Genomic DNA, 21397 nt, shown 5'->3' with positions numbered 1-21397 from the left:
CAAAATTCCGGGCAGATAAAGCCCGTTTCTGAAGGAGTTGAAAAATGGCAAGTCCGAAACCATTGACGCCCGCTGAACAAAGTCGGGTCGATTATATGAAAGTTCGCCATGCTGTTACAAAAGTTGATGCGCCCGTGATCAAAGTGCATCCAGACAACCCATTTCTAGACGATACGGCGGATGATGAAACCAACCAGATTCCGCTGAGCCAGCAGGGAATGCTTTTCAAGTGTCTGGTTCCGAGGCCTGCGGAGGCTGACGACCCGGAGATGGTACCGGGCTTCATTGATCTGACGTTTGACGGAAGTCGGATACCCTCTACTCGATACCCTTATACGACGCCGCTGGACCCCGATATCCTTGAAATCGACATGACGTTTCCTGCCGGATTCACCGATAGGCCGGGGACACATGAGTTGGGATACTTTATCGATCAAGGCGGTAATGAGAGCAACTCTGTTCCGTTGGAATGCAATGTTGACAGAACTCCTCCGCACCCGTTTTTTCCGGTTGGACTTCCGGATGAAATAATAAATGACGGTATTACCAAAAAATATCTGGACGATAATGTTTCTGTAGCCATTAAGATTTCTAATTATGCAGATATGAAGATTGGCGATTTTATAGAGTTGTTATATGGGGACTCGACAGTGTTGGCAGAGGTTGTCGATTCGGTCACCCGGACTGATACCACCACTGAGATCGTGCTTAGACTTACCGCTGAACAAGTATTAAAGCAAGATGAAGGGACTCACGCGCTTTTTTTCAGAGTCACCGACCGTAAGGGAAACCCAAGTGCTTTTTCTCCACCAGTCCACGTTACGGTCGTTCTGACGGACCCACCCGAGGGGCTGTTGCCCCTTAGTATTCCGCTGTATGACGGTGTCGGTGACGGTCTGGTCGATCTGGCGGATGCGCAAACGCCTTTGGGCGTGGGAATCCTTGACGAATACACCAACTACTTACAGGGAGATAAGTTGGTGGTGACCTACGACGACATTCTGCAGGTGGAGAAGACCATCAGCGGGTTCCCGTTTTACGTCGATATTTCGTTCAAAGACGTGTTCAACAACGACCCTGGTGTAAAAACTGTAGCGGCCCGCTACCAAATCAAACGCGGCAGCACCTATTACCCGCCAACTCCGATTTCCAAAGATGTTGACGTTGATTTGCGAAAGCCCGGTCTGCCGATTGATCCGGATAATCCAGACCCGACCAATCCAATTCTGGCGTTGGTGACGGTTCAGGGTGATTCCGGAGGCCCAGTCAATACGTTGCGAGAAGCCGACAAAGATCAGCTTGTTACTGTCACGGTCAATACCTATGCCGACGCCAAGGAAGATGACACCGTTCAACTTGAATATGCGGGCCAGCTTGTTTCTGAGGAGGATGGTGGCCTCATTACGATTCCAGACGTTATCCCCACATCGCTTGAGTGGAAAGTGAAGTGGGACGTTATTGCGGCGGCAGGTAACGGTGATCCAACGCACCCGATGGCTTACGTCATCGGTCATCCCCTGAACGACAACGTAGATATTTCAAAACCCAGGAACGTGGATGTGGAGATTCAAGTGGACACTGTACCTGATCCGGCATTTTTACACCTTGATCCTAACTATACTGACTGGCTGAACTGCAAAGCCTTGCGCCTGGATCCCATCGAGGGTGTGGTGGTCGAGGTGCACGTCCCGGGCGGGGAATTGGCACTGGCGAATCAAGAGCTGACATTCACCTATCAGGGTTATACCGACGACGGCGGTGCAAACCCCAAACCCGGGACAGACAAGGAGGTGTTCTACACACCGACAGATCAGGAGGCCGCGGCCGGCTTCATTGTGAAGATCCCATACGCGCCCTTGCTCGCGACTCTGAATGCGTGGGGTAGCGTCGGTTATACGGCTGTCATTAACGGGCGCGACGTTCCCTCCAAAGAGCATTTGGTCAGGGTTTACCTGGTCAATCCGGGTGATGGCGGAAGTTGCCCGTTGCCTACCTGATTCAATGCGTTTCAAAGGAAACACGGGAGGCCGCTACGCCTCCCGTGTCCTCGCTGAAACGGTTGCTGAAACAGGCGGATCATTCCTCGAGCGGGAAAGGACTTTTCCGTCCGGAGCTAGGACTTCTCCTACATTTTTGCTTGACCCGGATAGGTATTGTTCGCGCCTCTTACAGTCTTTTGGCGTTTCTTCTGAAAGATGTGAGGTGATGAACATTCAGGAAGCCACGTCATGAACAAAAACCATGTTTCGCTGCAAAAAAATGCTGCGGCAGGACTCTTTAAAATGCTGGTCGTGCTGCCAGCATTTTTTTTTACCGGCGGGCATTCTTTTGCCGCCGTTATCGTCGATAACGGCAATACGCTGGATATCGATGCAAGCACACCGCAGAGCGATTATCTGGTACGCAACGCAAGTGTGCTGAACATCGCGGGGGCCACCACCCAGAGTCTGTCTGTCACGTCCGGATCAACGTTGAATATCAACGGCGCAACGGTCAATGCCGACATTGGGCTGGAGGGTATCCGCATAACCGGCAGCACGGGTGATCTCACTCGCGCCATCGTGACCAGCGACTTTATGGGGCTAGCGGTCAATCGGTCTATCGGCTCGACCCTGGGCTCCACGGTCACTGCAACCGACAGTCAATTCAAGGGTGGGGAAATCGGTGCTCAGGTCACCGGCTTGAGCACGCTCACGCTCATCAACAGTCAGGTGACCGGAACTGGGGCTGACAGTACCGGCCTGAACATATTGGGGGGGGATGTACGCGCCTCCGCAAACACGGTTATCAGCGGCGACAAGACCGGGGTGACTATGGGCAGGGATCCCTCGGGCCTGGGCAACAATTCACTGCGGCTCGACAACGCCAGTGTGGAAGGCCGCACCGGTGATGCGATTCTTGTGGACAAGGGCATCAATGCCACCCTTGAGGTGTTGAACCAGTCCTCCCTGACGGGGGGCAACGGCAACGTGCTGACGGTGCAGGGCGCTTCCACCGCGGGCATGTTTGTCCGCGACAGCACGCTGCAAGGCAACGTCAACGTCGCCGGCAACAGTACCGCCAATCTCACCTTCGATCAGGGCAACATGAAGGGCGATGTGCTGGTCGAAAACGGTTCGACCGCCAACGTCACCCTGCAGAACAACTCGCAACTGACCGGCCGCCTCGACAAGGTCAACGGTGTGACCGTCAACAGCGGTTCGAGCTGGACCCTGACAGGCGCTGACACTGTAGGAACACTCGCCATGAATGGCGGGACGGTGCGCTTTGGTGCGCAGGATGTGCCAGATACCTTCTACCAGTTGAACGTCGGCACGCTGGCCGGCTCGCCGGATGGTTCCAGTACGGTCGAAATGAAGGGCAATTTCGCTACCGGTCTGCACGACTTCCTCAATGTCACGGGCGTTGCCAGCGGACAATTCGGATTGCTGGTGGCCGCTTCCGGTCTGGACGCGCTGAACCCGCAACAGTTGACCCTGGTGCACACCGCCGCCGGCGACGCGCAATTTGCCCTGAGAGGCGGGCATGTCGATCTGGGTACCTGGTCGTATGACCTCGCTCGGCGAGAAGTGGGGGAGGGCGGTACGGAATGGTTTCTCGACCCGACCACCAAGACCATCAGCCCCGGGGCGAAATCGGTACTGGCGCTGTTCAACGCTCCGGTGACGCTGTTGTATGCCGAGGCGGCAACTTTGCGCAGCCGCATGGGCGAGTTGCGTTTCAATGGGGGTGACACCGGCCTGTGGATGCGCACCTACGGCAACAAGTACAACATCAACGCCGCTTCCGGCGTGGGTTATCAGCAGACCCAGCAGGGGCTTTCGCTGGGGGCGGATACGCACCTGGGCGACAGTCTGTGGGTGGCCGGGATCATGGGTGGCTACAGCCATACCAATCTGGACGTCGCACAGGGGACTTCGGGTACGGTTGACAGCTACTATCTGGGCCCTTACGTAACCTGGATGAACAAGCAGAGCGGTTACTACTTTGATGCGCTGCTCAAGTTCAACCGCTTTCAGAGCGATACGAAAGTCGGCATGAGCGATGGCACCCGCGCCAAGGGCAGTTATGACAACTCCGGCATAAGCGCTTCGGCGGAGTTCGGGCGCCAGATCACCCTGGGCAACGGCTACTACATCGAGCCGTACGGCAAACTGTCGACTGCGCTGATTCGTGGGCGCAACTTTGATCTGGACAATGGCATGGAGGCCGACGGTGATCGCAGCCGCTCGGTGCTGGGTGAAGCGGGAACCACTGTGGGCCGCAACTTCAACATGGGCAATGGCATGGTCGCCCAGCCTTATGTGCGCGTTGCGGTGCAGCACGAGTTCATCAATAACAACCGCGTGACGGTCAACGCTGATAATCAGTTCAACAACGACTTGTCTGGCACCCGTGGTGTGCTGGGAGCAGGCGTTGCAGTGGCATTGACCAAGGACCTGCAAGTGTATGCCGGTTACGACTACAGCCATGGCAAGTCCATCGAGAAACCGTATGACTTGAGTTTCGGAGTGCGCTGGACCTGGTAAGCCGCGTCATGATGCGAATACCTGAAAAACGCCTCGCACCTGCCGGGCGTTTTTTTGTGCTGGCCTGCCGGTCAACCCGCTGTCCGGGCCGGCGGGTTGACCTGAGGCCTGCGACTCAGGTGAATCGCAACACGTTGATTTCCTGATGTCCGGACTCATGCGCGCCCCGCCAGTGCGGCCCGTCACGGGACACCCGGTAGAACAGATTCAGCGCACCGTTCTCCAGCACCCGCAGATGTTTTCCCGGCACGTACAAGGTCACGAGATGATTTTCCACGTCCTGCGGGCTGACGATGTGCCGAGCCTCATACAAGTGGGGAATGCCATTGGCCTTGGTGCCCAGCCAGGCCATGTCGACGATATCGTCCGCGGTCATGCCCGGGTACTGAAGGTTCACGGTGGCCGATGTGATATCGGCGCTCACCGTATTGCCCGCGGCTTCGCATAAGACCGGCGCGGGGATCCGGCCTTCCACCGTGGCGAGTTCGTGCCTGGAGGGGAGCGCAGAGCCATCGTCCTTTTTGTAGCGCACATACGATACGTCTGCGGTTCCCATGGCAATCGCCCGGACCTGCGCATTCGGAATCTGAAACATGAGGATGCTGGGGAAGCTTTCCACCCTCTGGGATTGTCGGTTGGGCAGCGGAGCACCGGTGGGTGGTGTGCCTACCCAGGTCATGGTGACGGTGTCACCCACCTCGAAATCGCTGGTGGAGGCGCGAACATGCACGTTGACATCGCGATTGTTCAATTTGTCGAGATCAATGATGCCGTTGACTGACTCCTGGATAATCGGCTCATCCAGCTGCCGGATTCCGGACATGACTTTGACTGTGGTTCTCAGCGACCACTTCTCGGAGTGGTTGAATACCTCGTCATGGATCCCGTAATGCACCACCTGCGCGTTGCCGTCGCCACCGGCCACAATATCGTCCTGGTGTGCGGTGATCTCGATAGGTGCCGTGCCGGCTGCCTCATCGGCGCTGACGGTATGAGGTGACAAGAAGGCGTTGCCCCATTGCACCTGGATAACGTCGCGCACGGCGATGTTCGGGTAGGGAGGAATAACCATCGGCACACCCTTGGCTGCCCAAACCGCATCCACACCGTTAACGATGACGTCGCGCGGCAGCTGCACGATGTGCAATTTTGCATGTCCGGGCAAATGGGGCTCATCGTCTTTGCCGCCCGGCAGATCCAGCTTCACCAGTATTCGCAAGGGTGTGGCGGGCTCGTCGGGGCTGGTGCTGCCTGCGCGGGTCAGTACGTAGTAGACCTCGTCGACCCAGCCGGGAAGGATGTTCGTCACAGGCAGGAAGAAAAACACCGGTTGGTTGCTGCCGTCTTCGTCGTCCTGCAGAACCCGGGTAAAGATCTTGTGATCCTTGCCCCAATAAATATCGAGCGTGTCACCTTTGCGCATGGGTTCGGCGTAGGCATCGACGGCGCAGAACAAACCGTCGGGAAACTGGTAGTAGGTTTTGCAGTTGATACCGCCGTCCCCATTGACGATCGGCTCTATCATGGCCGAAATCCTCAAGGGACGCAGTTTCAGCCCCGGAATTTCAGTCTGCAAGCGTGGAAACAGGAAGGAGTGAAAGTGCGTCATGACGAAAAACCTCGGCGAAGGACAGGTGGCTCTGCGAGGAAGGCGTTGATTGATTGGGCCTGATATGGCGAGTGCTGCCTACTGTCAGAAATAACAGGTAGGAGGTTTTGTCCGACGAGCGGTCAGTGCCAGGGCACTTGGATAACTGGCTCGAAACACACGAAATAGACGGCCTGAGGCGCTGGATCGGGGATAAATGCAGATGTAGCGGGGGCGGCGGAATTCAGGATTTATCCAAAGTCTTTTGCCGAAGGATGTACACCGTCACCAACACCGCGCTGGTCAACATGAACCCCCGTGCCCACGGCAGCGGCACCAGGTAGCACGAGAACAGAATGCTCGCCCACATCAGCCCGATCGCGTAGACCTTGCCCTTGAGCGGTATGCCGTTGCCGTCGAGGTAGTCACGGATCCATGGCCCGAGCTTCGGGTGTTCGACCAGCCATTGATAGAAACGCGGAGAGCTGCGCGCGAAGCAGGCGGCCGCCAGCAAAAGGAAAGGGGTGGTGGGCAGAACCGGCAGGAAAATCCCGATCACCCCCAATGCCACGCTGAGCCAGCCGACGGCCAGCAGGAAGTAGCGCAACATCAGGGAGCGGTTGCCTATGGGGTTGTCCATAGGCTGGGGCTTAGTGGTGACGTGGCTTGAGGATCGCCGGTTTTTCGTCTGGCGCCTGGCACAGCAGGTACAGCGCGGTCAGGGCTTCCGGGATCTGCACGATCATGTCGTCCATCAGGTTGGCGTCCTTGGCGATGTCTTCGAACTCTGGCTGCTCGTCGAACAAGCCCGAACCGACCATGATCGGCAGGAGCATTTCGCTGACTTCTTCTTCAGCGGTTTCGAACCAGGCCGCTTCACGCAGGAATACGCCTTCCATGAAGCCGATGCACCAGCCGCGCAGTTCAGAGTCGTCCGGCTCGTCGCCCAGGTCCAGGTCACACGGCAGTTCGAATTCTTCGTCGGACGCCAATTGGCGGGCGATGTGTGCCTTGAGACCAATCAGGGTGGCTTCGATTTCTTCGCGCTGGGCTTCGCTGCTGTAATGCGGCTCTTCGGCGAACAGGGCGTCGATCCACTCACGCTCCGGTACGTCTTCTGCACAGATTGACAGGGCGGTCAGGTAACCGTGGGCGGCCACGTAATCCAGCGCCTCTTCGTGCAGCTCGTCGGCGTCGAGAAAGACTTGCAGGCGGGTTAGTTGCTCAGCGAAGGACATTACGGGGCTACCTTGGGGGAATAAACAATGCGGGAATTCTAGGCCTTCTTGAGCGCTCAAGCCAGCCGCACGGCAGATTTGCCGCAATTACAGGCAACACGAATATCCCAGTGGGAGCGGGCTTGCTCGCGAATACGGCGTATCAGACACTTTTGCATCGACTGGCACGCCGCCTTCGCGAGCAAGCCCGCTCCCACAGGGTTTTCGTGTTGGCGGCTAGCGGAGTCTTATCAGCGGCACCCTGTGCCGGGGAACGCTCGGGTATACTGCCGCGTTTTGCGCTCCCTGCGCGTATTGCGGCTGTCATTGCAATGCGTTCTTACGTTTTGTTTAAGCAGCTGTGGCTGTCCTGAACCAGCCTGTGCAGGGATGTTTCGGTAGATTTTTGGAGTTTTTATGCTCGAACAGGCTCAACGCGTCCTCAAGGACATCTTCGGCTACGACAGTTTCCGTGGCCGTCAGGGTGCAATCATTGAGCGCGTGGCCAGCGGCGGTGATGCGCTGGTGCTGATGCCTACCGGTGGCGGCAAGTCCCTGTGCTTCCAGGTACCGGCGCTGCTGCGCGAAGGCCTGGCGGTGGTGGTGTCGCCGTTGATCGCGTTGATGGACGATCAGGTCGCCACCCTCGAAGAGCTGGGCGTGGCCGCCGCCGCGCTGAACTCCACGTTGAGCGCTGAACAACAACGTGACCTCGCCAACCGGATCAAGCGTGGCGAAGTGAAAATGCTCTATCTGGCGCCGGAGCGTCTGGTGCAGCCGCGCATGCTGTCGTTCCTGCAAGGCTTGAACATCGCCCTGTTCGCCATCGACGAAGCGCATTGCGTGTCGCAATGGGGCCATGATTTCCGCCCGGAATACCTGCAACTGGGCCAGTTGGCGGAAATGTTCCCCGACGTACCGCGCATCGCCCTGACTGCCACCGCCGACAAGCGTACCCGCGAAGAAATCGTCACCCGCCTGCACCTGCAGAACGCCGAGCGTTTCCTGTCGAGCTTCGACCGCCCGAACATCTTCTACCGCATCGTGCCCAAGGAACAGCCGCGCAAGCAGTTGCTCGCGTTCCTTGCCGAGCGGCGCAGCGATGCCGGCATCGTCTACTGCCTGTCGCGCAAGAAGGTCGAGGAAGTCGCCGCGTTTCTCAGCGAGCAGGGCTTCCCGGCGCTGCCGTATCACGCCGGCCTGCCCAACGATTTGCGCGCCTATCACCAGAAGCGCTTCCTCAACGAGGAAGGCCTGATCATGGTCGCCACCGTGGCGTTCGGTATGGGCATCGACAAGCCCAACGTGCGTTTCGTCGCGCACCTCGATCTGCCGAAATCCCTCGAGGCCTACTATCAGGAAACCGGGCGCGGCGGCCGTGATGGCCTGCCGGCGGATGCGTGGATGGCCTACGGTCTGCAAGACGTGGTGATGCTCAAGCAGATGCTGCAGAACTCCGAAGGCGATGAGCGCCACAAGCGTCTGGAGCAGCACAAACTCGATGCGATGCTCTCGCTCTGCGAAGAAACCCGCTGCCGCCGGCAGACGCTGTTGGCGTATTTCGACGAAGACATGCCCGAGCCGTGCGGCCACTGCGACAACTGCGTCGACGGCGTGCAGACCTGGGACGCCACCGAGCCGGCGCGCCAGGCACTGTCGGCGATCTATCGCACCGGCCAGCGCTATGGCGTCGGCCATCTGGTGGACGTGTTGCTGGGCAAGGACAACGAAAAGGTCCGCAGCTTTGGCCATCAGCACCTGTCGGTGTACGGCGTCGGCAAGGCGCTGAGCGAGAGCGAATGGCGCTCGTTGTTCCGGCAACTGGTGGCGCGTGGTCTGGCCGACGTCGATCATGAAGGCTACGGTGGCCTGCGCCTGAGCGATACCTGCCGGCCATTGCTCAAGGGCGAAGTGAGCCTGGAGCTGCGCCGCGACCTCAAGCCGCAAGTCACCGCCAAGACCGCCAGCAAGAGTCCGGCCAGTCAGTTGGTGCGTGGGGAAGAGCGCGAACAGTGGGAAGCCTTGCGTGCACTGCGGCGCAAACTCGCCGAAGAGCATGGCGTGCCACCGTACGTCATCTTCCCCGATTCGACCCTGCTGGAAATGCTCCGCAGCCAGCCGACCTCGCTGGCCGACATGGCGCGGGTCAGCGGTGTTGGTGCGCGCAAGCTGGAACGTTACGGCGAAGCCTTCCTCGAAGTGCTCGGCGGCGAGGCCGAGGCGCCGAAAGTGGTGGCCGATGTGCGTCACGAACTGATCACCCTGGCCCGCGCCGGCATGACCCCGATGCAGATTGCCGGGCAGTTGCAATGCTCGGAAAAGAACGTCTACACCATGCTCGCCGAGGCCATCGGTAAGCAACAGTTGTCGCTGGAGCAGGCGCTCGACTTGCCTGAAGAACTGATGGGCGAAGTGCAGGACGCGTTCCTCGACGGCGAGGGCGAGTTGCCGTCGGTCGCCGAAGTGGCCGAGCTGTTCGCCGGTCGGGTTCCGGAAGGCGTTCTTTACTGCGTAAGGGCTGCGCTGCAATCGGAATTCGAAATGTAAGAGGGCGATTGCGCCAACCGTCAGGCAGTTGTAACGATTCAGTACAGGTCGGCTCTTGCCTATAGCCAAATGTCATGCTTAGCTGACTAATAATTAGTTTTTCTCTATTTGTCAGTCTACTCATGAGAGTTTTATGCCGTTAACCGATCAACACCGCTTTGGCATGCAATTGGCCCAGATGTCTCGTGGCTGGCGTGCCGAACTGGATCGCCGGCTGGCCGGTCTGGGCTTGTCCCAGGCACGCTGGCTGGTGCTGCTGCACCTTGCACGTTTCGAAGATGCGCCGACCCAACGCGAGCTGGCGCAAAGCGTCGGTGTCGAAGGGCCGACCCTCGCGCGCTTGCTCGACAGCCTGGAAAGCCAGGGCCTGGTGCAACGTCAGTCGGTGATGGAAGACCGCCGGGCAAAAAAAATCGTGCTCTGCGCCCCGGCGTTGCCGCTGATCGAACAAATCGAAACCATTGCCACGCAGCTGCGTCACGAATTGTTCGAAGGCGTCGACGAGGCGGATCTTAAGGTGTGCATGCGCGTTCACGGGCACATTCTGGGCAATCTGGAAAAATCTTGAGGCACAAACCGCGCGCCGGTTTTTTGAGGGATCGCGCAGAGCAGACTATAAGAACTACTGGGCAATATCGTGTTCGTACCGGATGTGCGAACGCATAGAAACCGGTTTTGCTTATTTAAGGGATGCTCATGCTCGCAAGTCGGCACGTTGTACTGCGCGGTGGCGCCAGATGGCTGCTGGTCGCTGGTGTATTCAGCTATTCGACCTGGTCGATGGCGCTGGGGTTGGGGGACATTACCGTCCATTCGGCCCTCAATCAGCCGCTCAAGGCCGACATCGCGCTGGTGGATGCCGCTGGCCTCAGTGCCAGCGACCTCTCGGCCAGCCTGGCCACCGCGGATGAATTCGGCCGGGCCGGGGTCGAGCGGGTGTTCTTCCTCAATGACCTCAAGTTCACCCCGATCCTGCATGGCAATCGCCAGATGATCCGGGTGACCTCGCGCAAACCGGTCAATGAACCTTTTCTGAATTTTCTGGTGCAGCTCGATCAGCCCAATGGCCGCCTGCTGCGCGAGTACACGCTGCTGATCGATCCACCCGGATCGCCGAGTATCGTGCCGGCCACCGACGAGCCCGATCCACGTCCGCAATCTTCTGAATTTCCCACCGTCGAACCTGCCACGGCGGCGCCTCAGGCTGCTCAGGGCAAGCGCGACGCCGCCCCTTCAGCGCCACCCGCTCCGGCGGCGCCAGCCAACGATGCCGTGGCCGAGCAATTGGCGGCCAGCGTGTTGCTCAATCAGCAGTTGCAGAAGACCGTGGACGAACTCAACGCCAGACTGCAGGCGCAAGATGTGCAGATTGCCGACGGCAAAAAGCAGGTCAGTGATCTGCAAACGCGTTTGAGCGAGTTGCAAAAGCCAGCGGCACCGGCCGTTACGCCGCCAACACCCGCTCCGGTCACCACCGCGCCTGAAGCTGCCGACGATGGTCTCAACTGGCCGCTGCTCGGTGGCTTGCTGATGCTGCTGGGATTATTGGGTGCCGGGCTGTTCGTACGACGTCGGCGGCAACTGGTGGAGGGCGCGGCGCCACTGGCAGCTCTGCCGGCAGATCGGCAAACAGATCCTGAAGACCCGCCAACCACTCAATCGGCGAGCATCCGCGCAGCCACCGAACACCGTGAAGAACCGGCGGCCGGCGATGTGCTGGAGGCGGTGGGGATCTATCTGGCTTATGGGCGTTTGAGTGAGGCGGTCGGGTTGTTGCGCAATGCCATGGACAAGGAGCCCGAGCGCATCGAATTGGGTGTGCAATTGCTCGAAGTGCTGGGGCGGCAGGGCGACAGCGCTGCTTATGAACAACAGGAACACCGCCTGCGTGATGCCGGGGTGGATCCTCAGCAACTGGCCGCGATCCGTGAACGGCATCCAAAACTGACCGGCGCTGCGCCGATAACCCCGGCAGTGCCGATGGTCGCTGCCGCAGCGGTGGCGCAGGCGCCCGAGGATGATTTCGAATTGAATCTGGGTGAGCTGTCGATGGCGTCCAGTTGGGATCTTGAGGGCAGTCGCTCTGCACCTGAGCAGCACCCGGATCTGTCTGCATCGAACTCAGGACTTGAGATCCTGCCAGCAGACTTCGAGTTACCCGAAACCGGGGCCAGCGAAGAGGCGGAGCTGGAGTGGATCCCCGAACCGGACGCGCAGCCGCTGGACGATGACTTTCTCAATGCGTTCGGCGATCCTCCGTCCACTCTGGCGCTGGAGCCGCTGAGCTTGCAGGAGCCGGAACCTGCTGTCGGGTCAGTGAAGCTCGAACAGGCGCAGACCTGCATTGATGACGGGGATATCGACAGTGCGATTGCCTTGCTTAATGAGTTGCTCAAGGAAGGGGATGAACCCCTCAGGCAAACGGCGCGGACGTTATTGGCGGGGATTCGCTGAAGGTTGAGTCAGCGGAATTGTTCGCTGACTGAACTATCGCCTTCGCGAGCAAGCCCGCTCCCACAGTTGGAATGCGTTTCAGTGTGGGAGCGGGCTTGCTCGCGAAGGCGGCCTGGCAGGCAATATAGATCCATTTGAATGATCAGAACGTCTGCCCCAGATTCAAATAAACCGCCTGCTCATTCGCATCATTCAGGCCATAGGTGAAGTTCAGCGGTCCCAACGGCGTATCGAAGCCGATAAACACACTGGCGGCATTGATGTAGCCGCTGTCGAATTCATTGTCGTTGTTCCACGCCCGCCCACGCTCCAGCGAAGCCCCGGCATACAGCGGGAAGTCCAGCGGCAGATAGGAACGCGGCGTCAACCGGCGGTAATACACCGCGCGCATCAGGCTGACGTTCTGCCCGGAAATCGAATCCTCGCGAAAGCCCGACAACTGTCGCGCACCGCCGAGCAGGAAGCTCGACGTCACCACATTGGCATCGTCCAGCGTTCGGCCATAACGGCCGCCGAGAATCAGTGTATCCGGGCCATGGCTCATGGCTTTATCGAGCTTGAATTCCCACTGCCGGTAGCGCGTGTCCGAGCCGAGGCCCGGTTCGAATTGCATCAGGGTCAGGCTGACGTCCTTGCCCTCGTGGGGAAAGTAGACGTTGTCCAGCGAGTCGAACGAGTACTTCAGCGAGTAGAACCCTTCAGTGAAGTTTTCTCTCGGCAAGTCCTGATCGCCGATGCGCACATCCGCTTTGCCCCAGGCCTCGCCGACCCCGAAGCGGATTTCACCGTTATTGCCGATCTGCCGGCCGAAATTGAGGCCGAAACCGTAGCGTTCGACGCGGTATTGGGCGATCGGGTCGTTGTCGAGCACAGCATCGACGTTCTGCGCTTCAAACGCAGCATACGGGGCGACGAAGTAGCGCGAGCCAACGTCCAGCGGCTGATAGAACTCGGTGTAGAGCTCCTGTTTGTCGCCGATTTGTGCGCGGGTCAGCCATTCCGCGCCGAGGCGGTTGATGCCGTTGATGCGGTAGCTGGCGCCGAGGTTGAAGGCGCTATCACCGCGCATATCGTCTGACAGGTTCAGGCCGACCCGCAGGTAATCGGTGCCGCTGCGTTTGCCCCGGGCGCTGATCACCAGCGTGTGATCCTGGCCCTTGTGCACTACGCGGTACTGCACCTGTTCGAAGTAATCCAGGCCGTACAGCGTGCCCATGTCCGAGTGCAGTCGGCCCAGATCCAGCGGCTCGCCGATCGGCTGACGGATGTAATAGCGAATCACCTCATCGCCGACTTTCGAATCGTTCTCGACCCTGATCGCGGTGATGATCGGCGTGCGCTGGCCCGGGGCCCGGGCTGCATTCAGTTCGGCGTCTTGAGATTCGTGAGGTTTGAGCTGAGCGAGGCGGGCGTCGAGAATCCGCGTGGCGCGGTAACCGGCGTCAATCATCTCCTGGGCCTTGCCGAAATCGGTGACGCCGAATGCCGCCAGCGCCGGTTGGATCAGCACGTCGGTGGGTTTGAGGGCGGCCAGTTGCTCTTCGGAGTTACGCCGGGTCATCAGGGTGATCGACTGGTTCAGCACATCGACCACGGTCGTCAGTTGTTTGCGGTTGCGCAGCGGCGTACCGATGTCGACCACGATTGCCACGTCGACACCCATCTCCCGCGCGACGTCGAGCGGGATGTTGTCAGTCATGCCACCGTCCACCAGCAGCCGCCCGTCCAGTTCGACCGGGGCAAACACCGCCGGAATCGACATGCTGGCGCGGATCACCTGCGGCAGGTGGCCTTTGCGGAACACCACTTTTTCGCCGTTGGCGATGTCGGTGGCGACGGCGCGGAACGGGATCGGCAGTTTGTCGAAGTCGCGGGTGTCACTGGTGTGCGCCAGCAGGCTCTCCAGCATCAGCGCCAGGTTCTGGCCCTGAATCACCCCCAGCGGCAGGCCGAGGCTACCGTCATCGCGAAAACTCAGTTGCTGTTTCACCAGAAAATCGCGGTCGTCCTGCTTGCGGCGAAACGGCACGTCTTCCCGGGGCGGCGCGTCGGACAGCGCCTGCTGCCAGTCGATGTTCAGCGCGAGTTTTTCCAGTTCGTCGATCTTGTAGCCCGAGGCATACAGGCCACCGACCACTGCGCCCATGCTGGTGCCGGCAATCGCATCGATCTTGATGCCTTGCTCCTCAAGCGCCTTGAGCACGCCGATGTGCGCCAGGCCACGGGCGGCGCCACCGGACAGCACCAGGCCGACTTTCGGGCGGGGCGCTTCGGCGGCATGCACGGTGACATTAGCAAAGAGGGGCAGGAAGCCAAGCAGCAGGCAGAACAGCAAACGGCGCATGGTGAGTCTCGGGGCAAGCGATAAAGCCGGCTATTATAGCGGCGCCCTCTGTCTCAGGAGTTTCAGCGAACATGTCTGCTGCAAAACCGGAAATCGTCATCACTTATTGCACCCAATGCCAGTGGCTGCTGCGCGCCGCGTGGCTGGCGCAGGAGCTGCTCAGCACCTTCGGCGATGACCTCGGCAAGGTCTCACTGGTGCCCGGCACCGGCGGGGTGTTTCACATCAGCTGCGACGACGTGCAGATCTGGGAGCGCAAGGCCGACGGTGGTTTTCCCGAGGCCAAGGTGCTCAAGCAGCGGGTGCGCGATCAGATCGACCCTGAGCGCGACCTTGGCCATAACGATCGCACTCAGTGAGACGCGGCTTCGGCAGCCACGGTTTTCTTGTCGGCGCTGCCTGACATCCGCGCCGAGACCACGATGGCAACGATGATCAGCGCGCCACCGATCAGCATGCGCACGGTCGGGTTTTCATCGAACAGCAACCAGGCGACGGTGATTCCGTAGACCGGCTCCATGGCGAACACCACGGCGGCGGTGCGCGCCTTGATCACCGCGAGGCTGGCGACAAACAGGCTGTGGGCGACACCGGTGCAGAACACCCCGAGCAGACCGATCCACAGCCAGTCCAGCGCGCGCACTTCGCTCAGTTGCGGCGCAGCCACCGGCAGCAGACACAGCGCCACCACCACGTTCTGGCACAGCGCGGCCTGCACCGCCGGGATGCGTCCGGAGCTGGCGCGGTTGGTCAGCGACAGCAGGGCGAACAGCAAGCCCGACAGCACCGCCCAGAGCAACCCGGTAGTGGCGCCGCTGGCCAGATCGAACGCCGGGGTCACCAGCACCAGACCGACGCTGACCAGCACCACCAGCACGATTTCATTGGCGCGGATGCGTTCGCGGAAAATCAGCCCTTCGAGAATCACCGTGAACGCCGGGAAACTGGTAAAGCCCAGGGTCGCGATGGCCACGCCGGCGACCTTCACCGCGATGAAAAAACTCACCCAGTGCCCGGCCAGCAACACGCCGCTGAGCGCCAGGCGCCGCCAGTCGACCGCCTGCAGTGTCCGCCAGCCGTGCTGACTGGCGAAGCGGGCGAAAAAGGCCAGGGCGAGCACGGCAAACGCTGCACGTCCGAAGACGATCACCGCCGGCGAGGCGGCCGCGAGTTTGCCGAACACACCGGTCAGGCCGAACATCAGAGCGCCAATGTGCAGGGCGCCGAGGGCGGTACGCGGAGTCATTGCAATCCTTAATCCGAACACGGTTTCAATGTTGCCCATTGAAACGCGTTGCGGCGCAGAAGTCTGTCGGCGAACTAGCGTTTTTTGTCGCAGGAGTCGCGGCGCAACTGCCCCGGCGAAGCGCCGAACTCGCGCAACACCGCCGCCGCGAACGCGCTTTGCGAACTGTAGCCGACCCGACTGGCGATCTCGCCGATGGGTAGCGCCGTGTCGCGCAGCAGGCAGACTGCCTTGTGCAGGCGCCGGCTGCGAATGTAGTCCATCGGTGTCTGCCCGCATTCAGCCATGAAGCGCGCATGCAGGCGGGCGCTGGACAGCCCGGCGATCTGCGCCAGATCGGCCACCTGCAGCGGGTAGGCGGCGTATTGTTCGATGTGCGCATCCAGCGCTGCGTAGGGCAGGCGCCGCGCCGAATGTTCGGCAGGTCTGGCGTGATTCAGGCTGGCCAGCAGCAACACTGCGCCTTGCTGGGCGATCAGCGGATCCGTGACCGGGCTGTGCGCCAGCCAGTGGACCAATTGGCTTTGCCCGGCATCAAGCGACAATCGCGCAGGCTGGTCGAGCAAGCGCTGACTGGCGTCGGCGTGCTCGCCCAGCGAATCGTTCAGCCATGGCCCGTCCGGCACGTCCAGCACCAGACAACGACTGCCATCGGGGCTGCCGCAGGCGTGATGCGCGCCGCCGGGAACCACCACGAAACTCTGCTGACGCACCTGGCTGCCCTGACCCTCGACTTCGAAATCCAGCGCGCCGGACAGCCCGAAAACCAGTTGCGCGTGGTCGTGGCTGTGGACGATCAGGTCGTGGGTGTATTGGCGCAGGGTGAGGATCGGGCGCATGGAAGAAGTCTCCGAAGTGAGCGCCAGTCTACACCGGGGCGACGGGCTTGCGCGCTGTCACACGACTGACGCCTGTCTGTCATGGTCGATTCACCCGGCACGTGCACAGTGGCGAAAACATCGCAGAGGGTTGCCCATGACCAGCGCCGAGCTCGCCAGACCCAGCCGCAAACAACGGGTGCGTACCTTGTGGATTTCCGACGTGCACCTGGGCACGCGGGATTGCCAGGCCGAGCACTTGTCGCAATTTCTCAAGGGCTACCACGCCGACAAGATCTATCTGGTCGGTGACATCATCGACGGCTGGAAGCTGCGCGGTGGCATGTACTGGCCGCAGGCGCACACCAACGTGATCCGTCGCCTGCTGACCATGAGCAAGCGCGGCACCGAGGTGATCTACGTCACCGGCAACCACGATGAATTCCTGCGCCGTTATTCGAAGCTGATTCTCGGCAACATCCAGTTGGTCGACGAGGCGGTGCATGTCACGGCGGATGGCCGGCACCTGCTGGTGATCCATGGCGACCAGTTCGACGTGATCACCCGCTACCACCGCTGGCTGGCCTTCCTCGGCGACTCGGCCTACGAATTCACCTTGACCCTCAACCGCTGGCTCAATCACTGGCGAGCGCGTTATGGCTACGGCTACTGGTCGTTGTCGGCGTACCTGAAACACAAGGTGAAGACGGCAGTGAGCTTCATCAGCGACTTCGAAGAAGCCATCGCCCACGAATGCGTGAAACGCGAATTGCACGGCGTAGTGTGCGGGCATATTCACCATGCCGAGATTCGTAAAGTCGGCGAGGTGGATTACCTCAATTGCGGCGATTGGGTGGAGTCGTGCACGGCGTTGATCGAGCACTGGGACGGCACGATCGAGCTGTATCGCCTGGCGGATGCACAGGCGCGTGAGGCACAGCTCAAGGCCGCCAAGGTTACCGAGATTGCCTAGACCCCAGATATCTCCTGTGGGAGGGGGCTTGCTCCCGAATGCGGTGTATCAGTAAGTACATGTTTATCTGACACACCGCCTTCGGGAGCAAGCCCCCTCCCACATTGATCTGTGGTGTTCTCAGGCCGGGCTGTGTTCTTCCATCGCCGCCTTGTAGATCGAGTGCTTCGGCTGGGCAAACAGCCGCTCCATCATCGGCTCGAAGAAGCTCAGTGGCAGGGTTTCATAGGCCGGGTCGAACGCCGCCGCATCGTACCTGGCGCAAAATTCCGCCGTGGCCTGATACTGCGGATGCGCGGCGAATTGCTCGCGCAGATGCCGATCCATGCCCAGGTGATGGAAGAAGTAATAACCCTGAAAGATCCCGTGCTTCTCGACCATCCACAGATTCTCGGCACTGACGAACGGTTTGAGAATCGCCGCCGCGATGTCCGGGTGGTTGTAGGAGCCGAGGGTGTCGCCAATGTCATGCAGCAGTGCACAGACCACGTATTCCTCGTCACGCCCGTCGCGATAGGCGCGGGTTGCGGTTTGCAGCGAATGGGTCAGGCGATCCACCGGGAAGCCGCCGAAATCGCCTTCGAGCAACTTCAGGTGCGCGATGATCCGCGACGGCAACTGCCGAGCGTAGGCGCTGAAGTCCGCGGCGATGATCGCCCAGTCTTCCTGCGTGCCGTCCTGCATGTGAGTGAAGCGGGCATTGGCGTTCATCGGCAAGCCTCCTGATGGGTCGGGGTTCAGAACGCCACGCGGCCGAGGATCATGTCGCGGTACATGACGAAATCGCCGAGCAGACTGTACAGCGGATGCTGGAAAGTCGCCGGACGGTTCTTTTCAAAGAAGAAATGGCCGACCCAGGCGAAGCTGTAACCGGCCAGCGGCAGGGCCAGCAACAGCAGCCAGGCGCCTTTGGCGATGGTCATGGCCAGAATGAAAATCACCAGCGTGGTGCCGATGAAATGCAATCGTCGGCAGGTACTGTTGGCGTGTTCGCTGAGGTAATACGGGTAGAACTCGGCGAAAGTGTTGAATTGCTTGATGTTTTCCACGACTGCGATCTCTGTGGTTATTGTTCTGACGGCAAGTTGTTCGGCGGGTAGCTTATTTGAGTCTAGAGTGAACACTGGCATCAGCCAGTGACAATGGGCGCCACTTTAGTATCCTTCGCAAATCGGGTCGTAACATGCGATCCATCATGTAAAAGAATAACGCCATGAGCGAACGAACGACTTCTGCAAGCTGGGCGATGGGGATTGTCAAAGCATTGGAGATGGACGGCCTGGATTGCCGGGTACTGTTCAAGCAACTGGGGCTCGATTACGCGGCCCTGGATGATCCGGATGCGCGCTTCCCGCAAGATTCCATGACCCGCCTCTGGCAACGGGCGGTCGAGCTGTCCGGCAACCCGGCGATCGGCCTGAACATGGGCAAGGTGGTACGCCCGGCGTCGTTCCACGTTGCCGGCTATGCCTTGATGTCGAGCAACACGCTGGCCGAAGGCTTTCAACGCCTGGTGCGTTATCAGCGGATTATCGCCGAGAGCGCCGACCTGAGTTTTCGTCTGCTCGAAGAAGGCTATGCGCTGATTCTGACGGTGCATGGCGATCACCTGCCGCCAACCCGGCAGAGCGCCGAAGCCTCGCTGGCCTGTGCGCTTGGCCTGTGCGGCTGGTTGACCGGGCGCACCCTGCACCCGGTCAAAGTGCTGTTTCAGGGTGACGAACCCGCAGACCTGCAACCCTACCGACAAGCCTTCCACGCGCCGCTGATGTTCAACGCGCCGTACGATGCGCTGATTTTCGAACGCGCCGACATGGAAGCACCGCTGCCCACCGCCAACGAAGCCATGGCGCTGCTGCACGACCGGTTTGCCGGGGAATACCTGGCGCGATTCTCTGAAAGCCGCGTGACCCACAAGGCGCGCCAGGTGTTGTGCCGATTACTGCCACAGGGCGAACCCAAGCGCGATACCGTGGCGCAGACCCTGCACCTGTCGCAGCGCACCTTGCAGCGCCGGTTGCAGGAGGAGGGCACCAGTTTTCAGCAGTTGCTCGACGACACCCGCCGCGAACTGGCCGAGCAGTATCTGGCGCAGCCGAACATGACCTTGCTGGAGATTGCCTATCTGCTGGGATTTGCCGATCCGAGCAACTTCTTCCGTGCGTTCCGCCGCTGGTTCGACACCACGCCCGGCGATTACCGGGCGCGGCTGTTGCAGGCGCCGGTCAGTGACGCCAAAAGGCCGGAATACACAGCACAAACACCGTAATGATCTCCAGTCGGCCGAGCAGCATGCCGAACGACAGAATCCACTTCGCGGCATCCGGCAAGGTGGCAAAGTTGCCCGCCGGGCCGATGGTCTCGCCCAAGCCCGGGCCGACGCCGGACACGGTGCTGGCAGCGCCGGTCAACGCGGTCATCCAGTCGACGCCGAGCAGCGACAGCAGCAGGGCGATCACGCAGATGGTGATGGCGAAGAAGAACGAAAAGGTCAGGATCGAACGCACGATCTCTTCGTCGAGACGGTGGCCGTTGTACTTTTGCTTGATCACCGCGCGCGGGTGAATCAGCTGGTTAAGGTTGGCCTTGAGCAGGATGTAGGCGACCTGGAAACGGAAGATCTTGATCCCGCCCGCCGTCGAGCCGGAGCAGCCACCGACAAAGCCCAGATAGAAAAACAGCATCAGCGAAAAGTTGCCCCACAGGCTGTAGTCGCCGAGGGCAAAACCGGTGGTGGTGACCACCGACGTTACGTTCAGCGCCACGTGCCGCAGCGCTTCCAGCCAGTGCAGCTTGGTGGTCCACCAATACCAGGTGCCGAGCACCAGCCAGGTCACCAGCAACATGCCGAGCAAACCCTGCACTTGCTGATCCTTGATCAGTGCACGACGGTTGCCGCGCATGGTCGCCACGTACAGCGTGAACGGCAGGCTGCCGAGAATCATCACGACCACCGCGACCCAGTGCACCGCCGGTTGCGTCCACTTCGCCAGGGACTGGTCGGAGGTCGAGAAACCGCCGGTGGAAATCGCCGACATCGCGTGGTTGATCGCATCGAACGGGCTCATCCCGGCCCACCAGAACGCCAGGCTGCCGAGGATGGTGATACCGACGTAGGCCGCCACAATCAGGCGCGCCACCATGTGCGAGCGCGGCATGACCTTTTCCGAGCGGTCGGACGATTCGGTCTGGAACAGGCGCATGCCACCGATGCGCAGCAACGGCAGAATCGCCACCGCCATGCCGATGAAGCCGATGCCGCCGAGCCAGTGCAGCAGCGAGCGCCACATCAGAATCCCCGGGGACATGGTGTCGAGCCCGCTGAGCACGGTCGAGCCGGTGGCGGTGATGCCGGACATGCTTTCGAAGAACGAATCGGTGTAGCTGATGTGCTGGGTCAGCAAAAACGGCAGCGCGGCGAAAATGCACACCACCAGCCAGCTGCTGACGGTCAGCAGGTACATGTCGCGCGGGCGCAGGTGAATGTGCTCGGGGCGGCCGGGGATCACCAGTGCGAGGCCGGCGAGGAAAGTGATCATGCTCGCCCAGAGGAACGACGGCAGATCGCTGGTGCGCTCGAAAATCACCAGGGTGGCCATGGGCACAACCATGGCGATGGCCAGGGTGATCAGGAAGATGCCGATGATGAAACCAATGATCCGTAAGGTCGGCAACGCCATG

General features: G+C 60.3%; 17 protein-coding genes. 8 read left to right on the top strand and 9 right to left on the bottom strand.

Annotated features, from left to right (window positions below; genetic code table 11):
- Positions 1-44: 44 nt before the first annotated feature.
- Together VLA07_RS00745 and VLA07_RS00740 are read left to right on the top strand one after the other, a co-directional pair.
- The gene (locus VLA07_RS00745; RefSeq protein ID WP_333988243.1) at positions 45-1997 is read left to right on the top strand and encodes a hypothetical protein; all 1953 of its coding nucleotides are present in this window, start codon (positions 45-47) and stop codon (positions 1995-1997) included.
- 285 nt (positions 1998-2282) lie between these two features.
- Positions 2283-4529, top strand: a complete 2247-nt coding sequence (locus tag VLA07_RS00740; protein WP_333988242.1) for an autotransporter outer membrane beta-barrel domain-containing protein — start codon at positions 2283-2285, stop codon at positions 4527-4529.
- A gap of 115 nt (positions 4530-4644) precedes the next feature.
- On the opposite strand, the gene VLA07_RS00735 is transcribed toward VLA07_RS00740, so the two are convergent.
- The 3 genes from VLA07_RS00735 to VLA07_RS00725 form a co-directional block, all read right to left on the bottom strand.
- Positions 4645-6138 carry a hypothetical protein gene (locus VLA07_RS00735; protein WP_333988241.1) on the bottom strand — a complete coding sequence of 498 codons (1494 nt, stop codon included), beginning with the start codon at positions 6136-6138 and terminating at the stop codon, positions 4645-4647.
- A 223-nt stretch (positions 6139-6361) separates the two neighbouring features.
- The gene (locus VLA07_RS00730) at positions 6362-6757 is read right to left on the bottom strand and encodes a YbaN family protein (protein WP_098967773.1); all 396 of its coding nucleotides are present in this window, start codon (positions 6755-6757) and stop codon (positions 6362-6364) included.
- Between the two features lie 10 nt (positions 6758-6767).
- A complete protein-coding gene (locus VLA07_RS00725; protein ID WP_007962155.1) occupies positions 6768-7355 on the bottom strand; it encodes a UPF0149 family protein in 588 nt (195 codons plus the stop codon).
- Between the two features lie 396 nt (positions 7356-7751).
- On the opposite strand from VLA07_RS00725, the gene recQ reads away from it, so the two are divergent.
- The 3 genes from recQ to VLA07_RS00710 all read left to right on the top strand — a co-directional run bounded on the left by recQ (position 7752) and on the right by VLA07_RS00710 (position 12335).
- Entirely contained in the window at positions 7752-9881 is a 2130-nt protein-coding gene (recQ, locus tag VLA07_RS00720) for a DNA helicase RecQ (RefSeq protein ID WP_247267739.1), read from the top strand.
- Positions 9882-10014: 133 nt separating this feature from the next.
- Complete coding sequence (locus VLA07_RS00715; RefSeq protein ID WP_027613988.1) at positions 10015-10449, top strand: MarR family transcriptional regulator; 435 nt, start codon at positions 10015-10017, stop codon at positions 10447-10449.
- A gap of 128 nt (positions 10450-10577) precedes the next feature.
- Positions 10578-12335 (top strand): FimV/HubP family polar landmark protein, encoded by a 1758-nt coding sequence (locus VLA07_RS00710; protein WP_333988240.1) that lies wholly within the window; start codon positions 10578-10580, stop codon positions 12333-12335.
- A gap of 142 nt (positions 12336-12477) precedes the next feature.
- On the opposite strand, the gene VLA07_RS00705 is transcribed toward VLA07_RS00710, so the two are convergent.
- Positions 12478-14679, bottom strand: a complete 2202-nt coding sequence (locus tag VLA07_RS00705) for a patatin-like phospholipase family protein (RefSeq protein WP_225137927.1) — start codon at positions 14677-14679, stop codon at positions 12478-12480.
- Between the two features lie 71 nt (positions 14680-14750).
- Between VLA07_RS00705 and VLA07_RS00700 the strand changes: the two genes are divergently transcribed.
- Positions 14751-15038, top strand: coding sequence for a SelT/SelW/SelH family protein (locus VLA07_RS00700; protein WP_027613985.1), 288 nt, complete (start codon positions 14751-14753; stop codon positions 15036-15038).
- Here the strand turns inward: VLA07_RS00700 and VLA07_RS00695 are convergent.
- Both VLA07_RS00695 and VLA07_RS00690 read right to left on the bottom strand, forming a co-directional pair.
- Positions 15032-15925: a DMT family transporter gene (locus tag VLA07_RS00695; protein ID WP_183781791.1), complete on the bottom strand. Its 894-nt coding sequence runs from the start codon at positions 15923-15925 to the stop codon at positions 15032-15034. The two genes, VLA07_RS00700 and VLA07_RS00695, sit on opposite strands and share 7 nt — an antisense overlap.
- Positions 15926-15999: 74 nt before the next feature.
- Positions 16000-16764, bottom strand: a complete 765-nt coding sequence (locus VLA07_RS00690) for an AraC family transcriptional regulator (RefSeq protein WP_333988239.1) — start codon at positions 16762-16764, stop codon at positions 16000-16002.
- Positions 16765-16900: 136 nt separating this feature from the next.
- On the opposite strand from VLA07_RS00690, the gene VLA07_RS00685 reads away from it, so the two are divergent.
- A complete protein-coding gene (locus tag VLA07_RS00685; RefSeq protein ID WP_333988238.1) occupies positions 16901-17716 on the top strand; it encodes a UDP-2,3-diacylglucosamine diphosphatase in 816 nt (271 codons plus the stop codon).
- Positions 17717-17836: 120 nt separating this feature from the next.
- On the opposite strand, the gene VLA07_RS00680 is transcribed toward VLA07_RS00685, so the two are convergent.
- Together VLA07_RS00680 and VLA07_RS00675 are read right to left on the bottom strand one after the other, a co-directional pair.
- A complete protein-coding gene (locus VLA07_RS00680) occupies positions 17837-18427 on the bottom strand; it encodes an HD domain-containing protein (RefSeq protein ID WP_097090176.1) in 591 nt (196 codons plus the stop codon).
- 26 nt (positions 18428-18453) lie between these two features.
- On the bottom strand, positions 18454-18765 hold the full coding sequence (locus VLA07_RS00675; RefSeq protein ID WP_003222750.1) for a DUF962 domain-containing protein: 312 nt from the start codon (positions 18763-18765) through the stop codon (positions 18454-18456).
- Positions 18766-18929: 164 nt separating this feature from the next.
- On the opposite strand from VLA07_RS00675, the gene VLA07_RS00670 reads away from it, so the two are divergent.
- Positions 18930-19985: an AraC family transcriptional regulator gene (locus tag VLA07_RS00670; RefSeq protein ID WP_218568261.1), complete on the top strand. Its 1056-nt coding sequence runs from the start codon at positions 18930-18932 to the stop codon at positions 19983-19985.
- On the opposite strand, the gene VLA07_RS00665 is transcribed toward VLA07_RS00670, so the two are convergent.
- Positions 19942-21396 (bottom strand): TrkH family potassium uptake protein, encoded by a 1455-nt coding sequence (locus VLA07_RS00665; RefSeq protein WP_103368141.1) that lies wholly within the window; start codon positions 21394-21396, stop codon positions 19942-19944. The genes VLA07_RS00670 and VLA07_RS00665 overlap by 44 nt on opposite strands.
- Between the last annotated feature and the right edge of the window lies 1 nt (position 21397).

The sequence above is a fragment of the Pseudomonas sp. S3(2024) genome, assembly GCF_036861315.1.
Taxonomy (GTDB): domain Bacteria; phylum Pseudomonadota; class Gammaproteobacteria; order Pseudomonadales; family Pseudomonadaceae; genus Aquipseudomonas; species Aquipseudomonas putida_A.
Note: the sequence above shows the minus strand (reverse complement) of the source record. Positions and strands in the feature narration are given on the sequence as shown.

What these genes read in the sequence shown, in the direction of transcription:
- VLA07_RS00745 (WP_333988243.1), top strand. Translation starts at nt 45, where the DNA reads ATGGCAAGTCCGAAACCATTGACGCCCGCTGAACAAAGTCGGGTCGAT.
- VLA07_RS00740 (WP_333988242.1), top strand. Translation starts at nt 2,283, where the DNA reads ATGCTGGTCGTGCTGCCAGCATTTTTTTTTACCGGCGGGCATTCTTTT.
- VLA07_RS00735 (WP_333988241.1), bottom strand. Translation starts at nt 6,138, where the DNA reads ATGACGCACTTTCACTCCTTCCTGTTTCCACGCTTGCAGACTGAAATT.
- VLA07_RS00730 (WP_098967773.1), bottom strand. Translation starts at nt 6,757, where the DNA reads ATGGACAACCCCATAGGCAACCGCTCCCTGATGTTGCGCTACTTCCTG.
- VLA07_RS00725 (WP_007962155.1), bottom strand. Translation starts at nt 7,355, where the DNA reads ATGTCCTTCGCTGAGCAACTAACCCGCCTGCAAGTCTTTCTCGACGCC.
- recQ (WP_247267739.1), top strand. Translation starts at nt 7,752, where the DNA reads ATGCTCGAACAGGCTCAACGCGTCCTCAAGGACATCTTCGGCTACGAC.
- VLA07_RS00715 (WP_027613988.1), top strand. Translation starts at nt 10,015, where the DNA reads ATGCCGTTAACCGATCAACACCGCTTTGGCATGCAATTGGCCCAGATG.
- VLA07_RS00710 (WP_333988240.1), top strand. Translation starts at nt 10,578, where the DNA reads ATGCTCGCAAGTCGGCACGTTGTACTGCGCGGTGGCGCCAGATGGCTG.
- VLA07_RS00705 (WP_225137927.1), bottom strand. Translation starts at nt 14,679, where the DNA reads ATGCGCCGTTTGCTGTTCTGCCTGCTGCTTGGCTTCCTGCCCCTCTTT.
- VLA07_RS00700 (WP_027613985.1), top strand. Translation starts at nt 14,751, where the DNA reads ATGTCTGCTGCAAAACCGGAAATCGTCATCACTTATTGCACCCAATGC.
- VLA07_RS00695 (WP_183781791.1), bottom strand. Translation starts at nt 15,925, where the DNA reads ATGACTCCGCGTACCGCCCTCGGCGCCCTGCACATTGGCGCTCTGATG.
- VLA07_RS00690 (WP_333988239.1), bottom strand. Translation starts at nt 16,764, where the DNA reads ATGCGCCCGATCCTCACCCTGCGCCAATACACCCACGACCTGATCGTC.
- VLA07_RS00685 (WP_333988238.1), top strand. Translation starts at nt 16,901, where the DNA reads ATGACCAGCGCCGAGCTCGCCAGACCCAGCCGCAAACAACGGGTGCGT.
- VLA07_RS00680 (WP_097090176.1), bottom strand. Translation starts at nt 18,427, where the DNA reads ATGAACGCCAATGCCCGCTTCACTCACATGCAGGACGGCACGCAGGAA.
- VLA07_RS00670 (WP_218568261.1), top strand. Translation starts at nt 18,930, where the DNA reads ATGAGCGAACGAACGACTTCTGCAAGCTGGGCGATGGGGATTGTCAAA.
- VLA07_RS00665 (WP_103368141.1), bottom strand. Translation starts at nt 21,396, where the DNA reads ATGGCGTTGCCGACCTTACGGATCATTGGTTTCATCATCGGCATCTTC.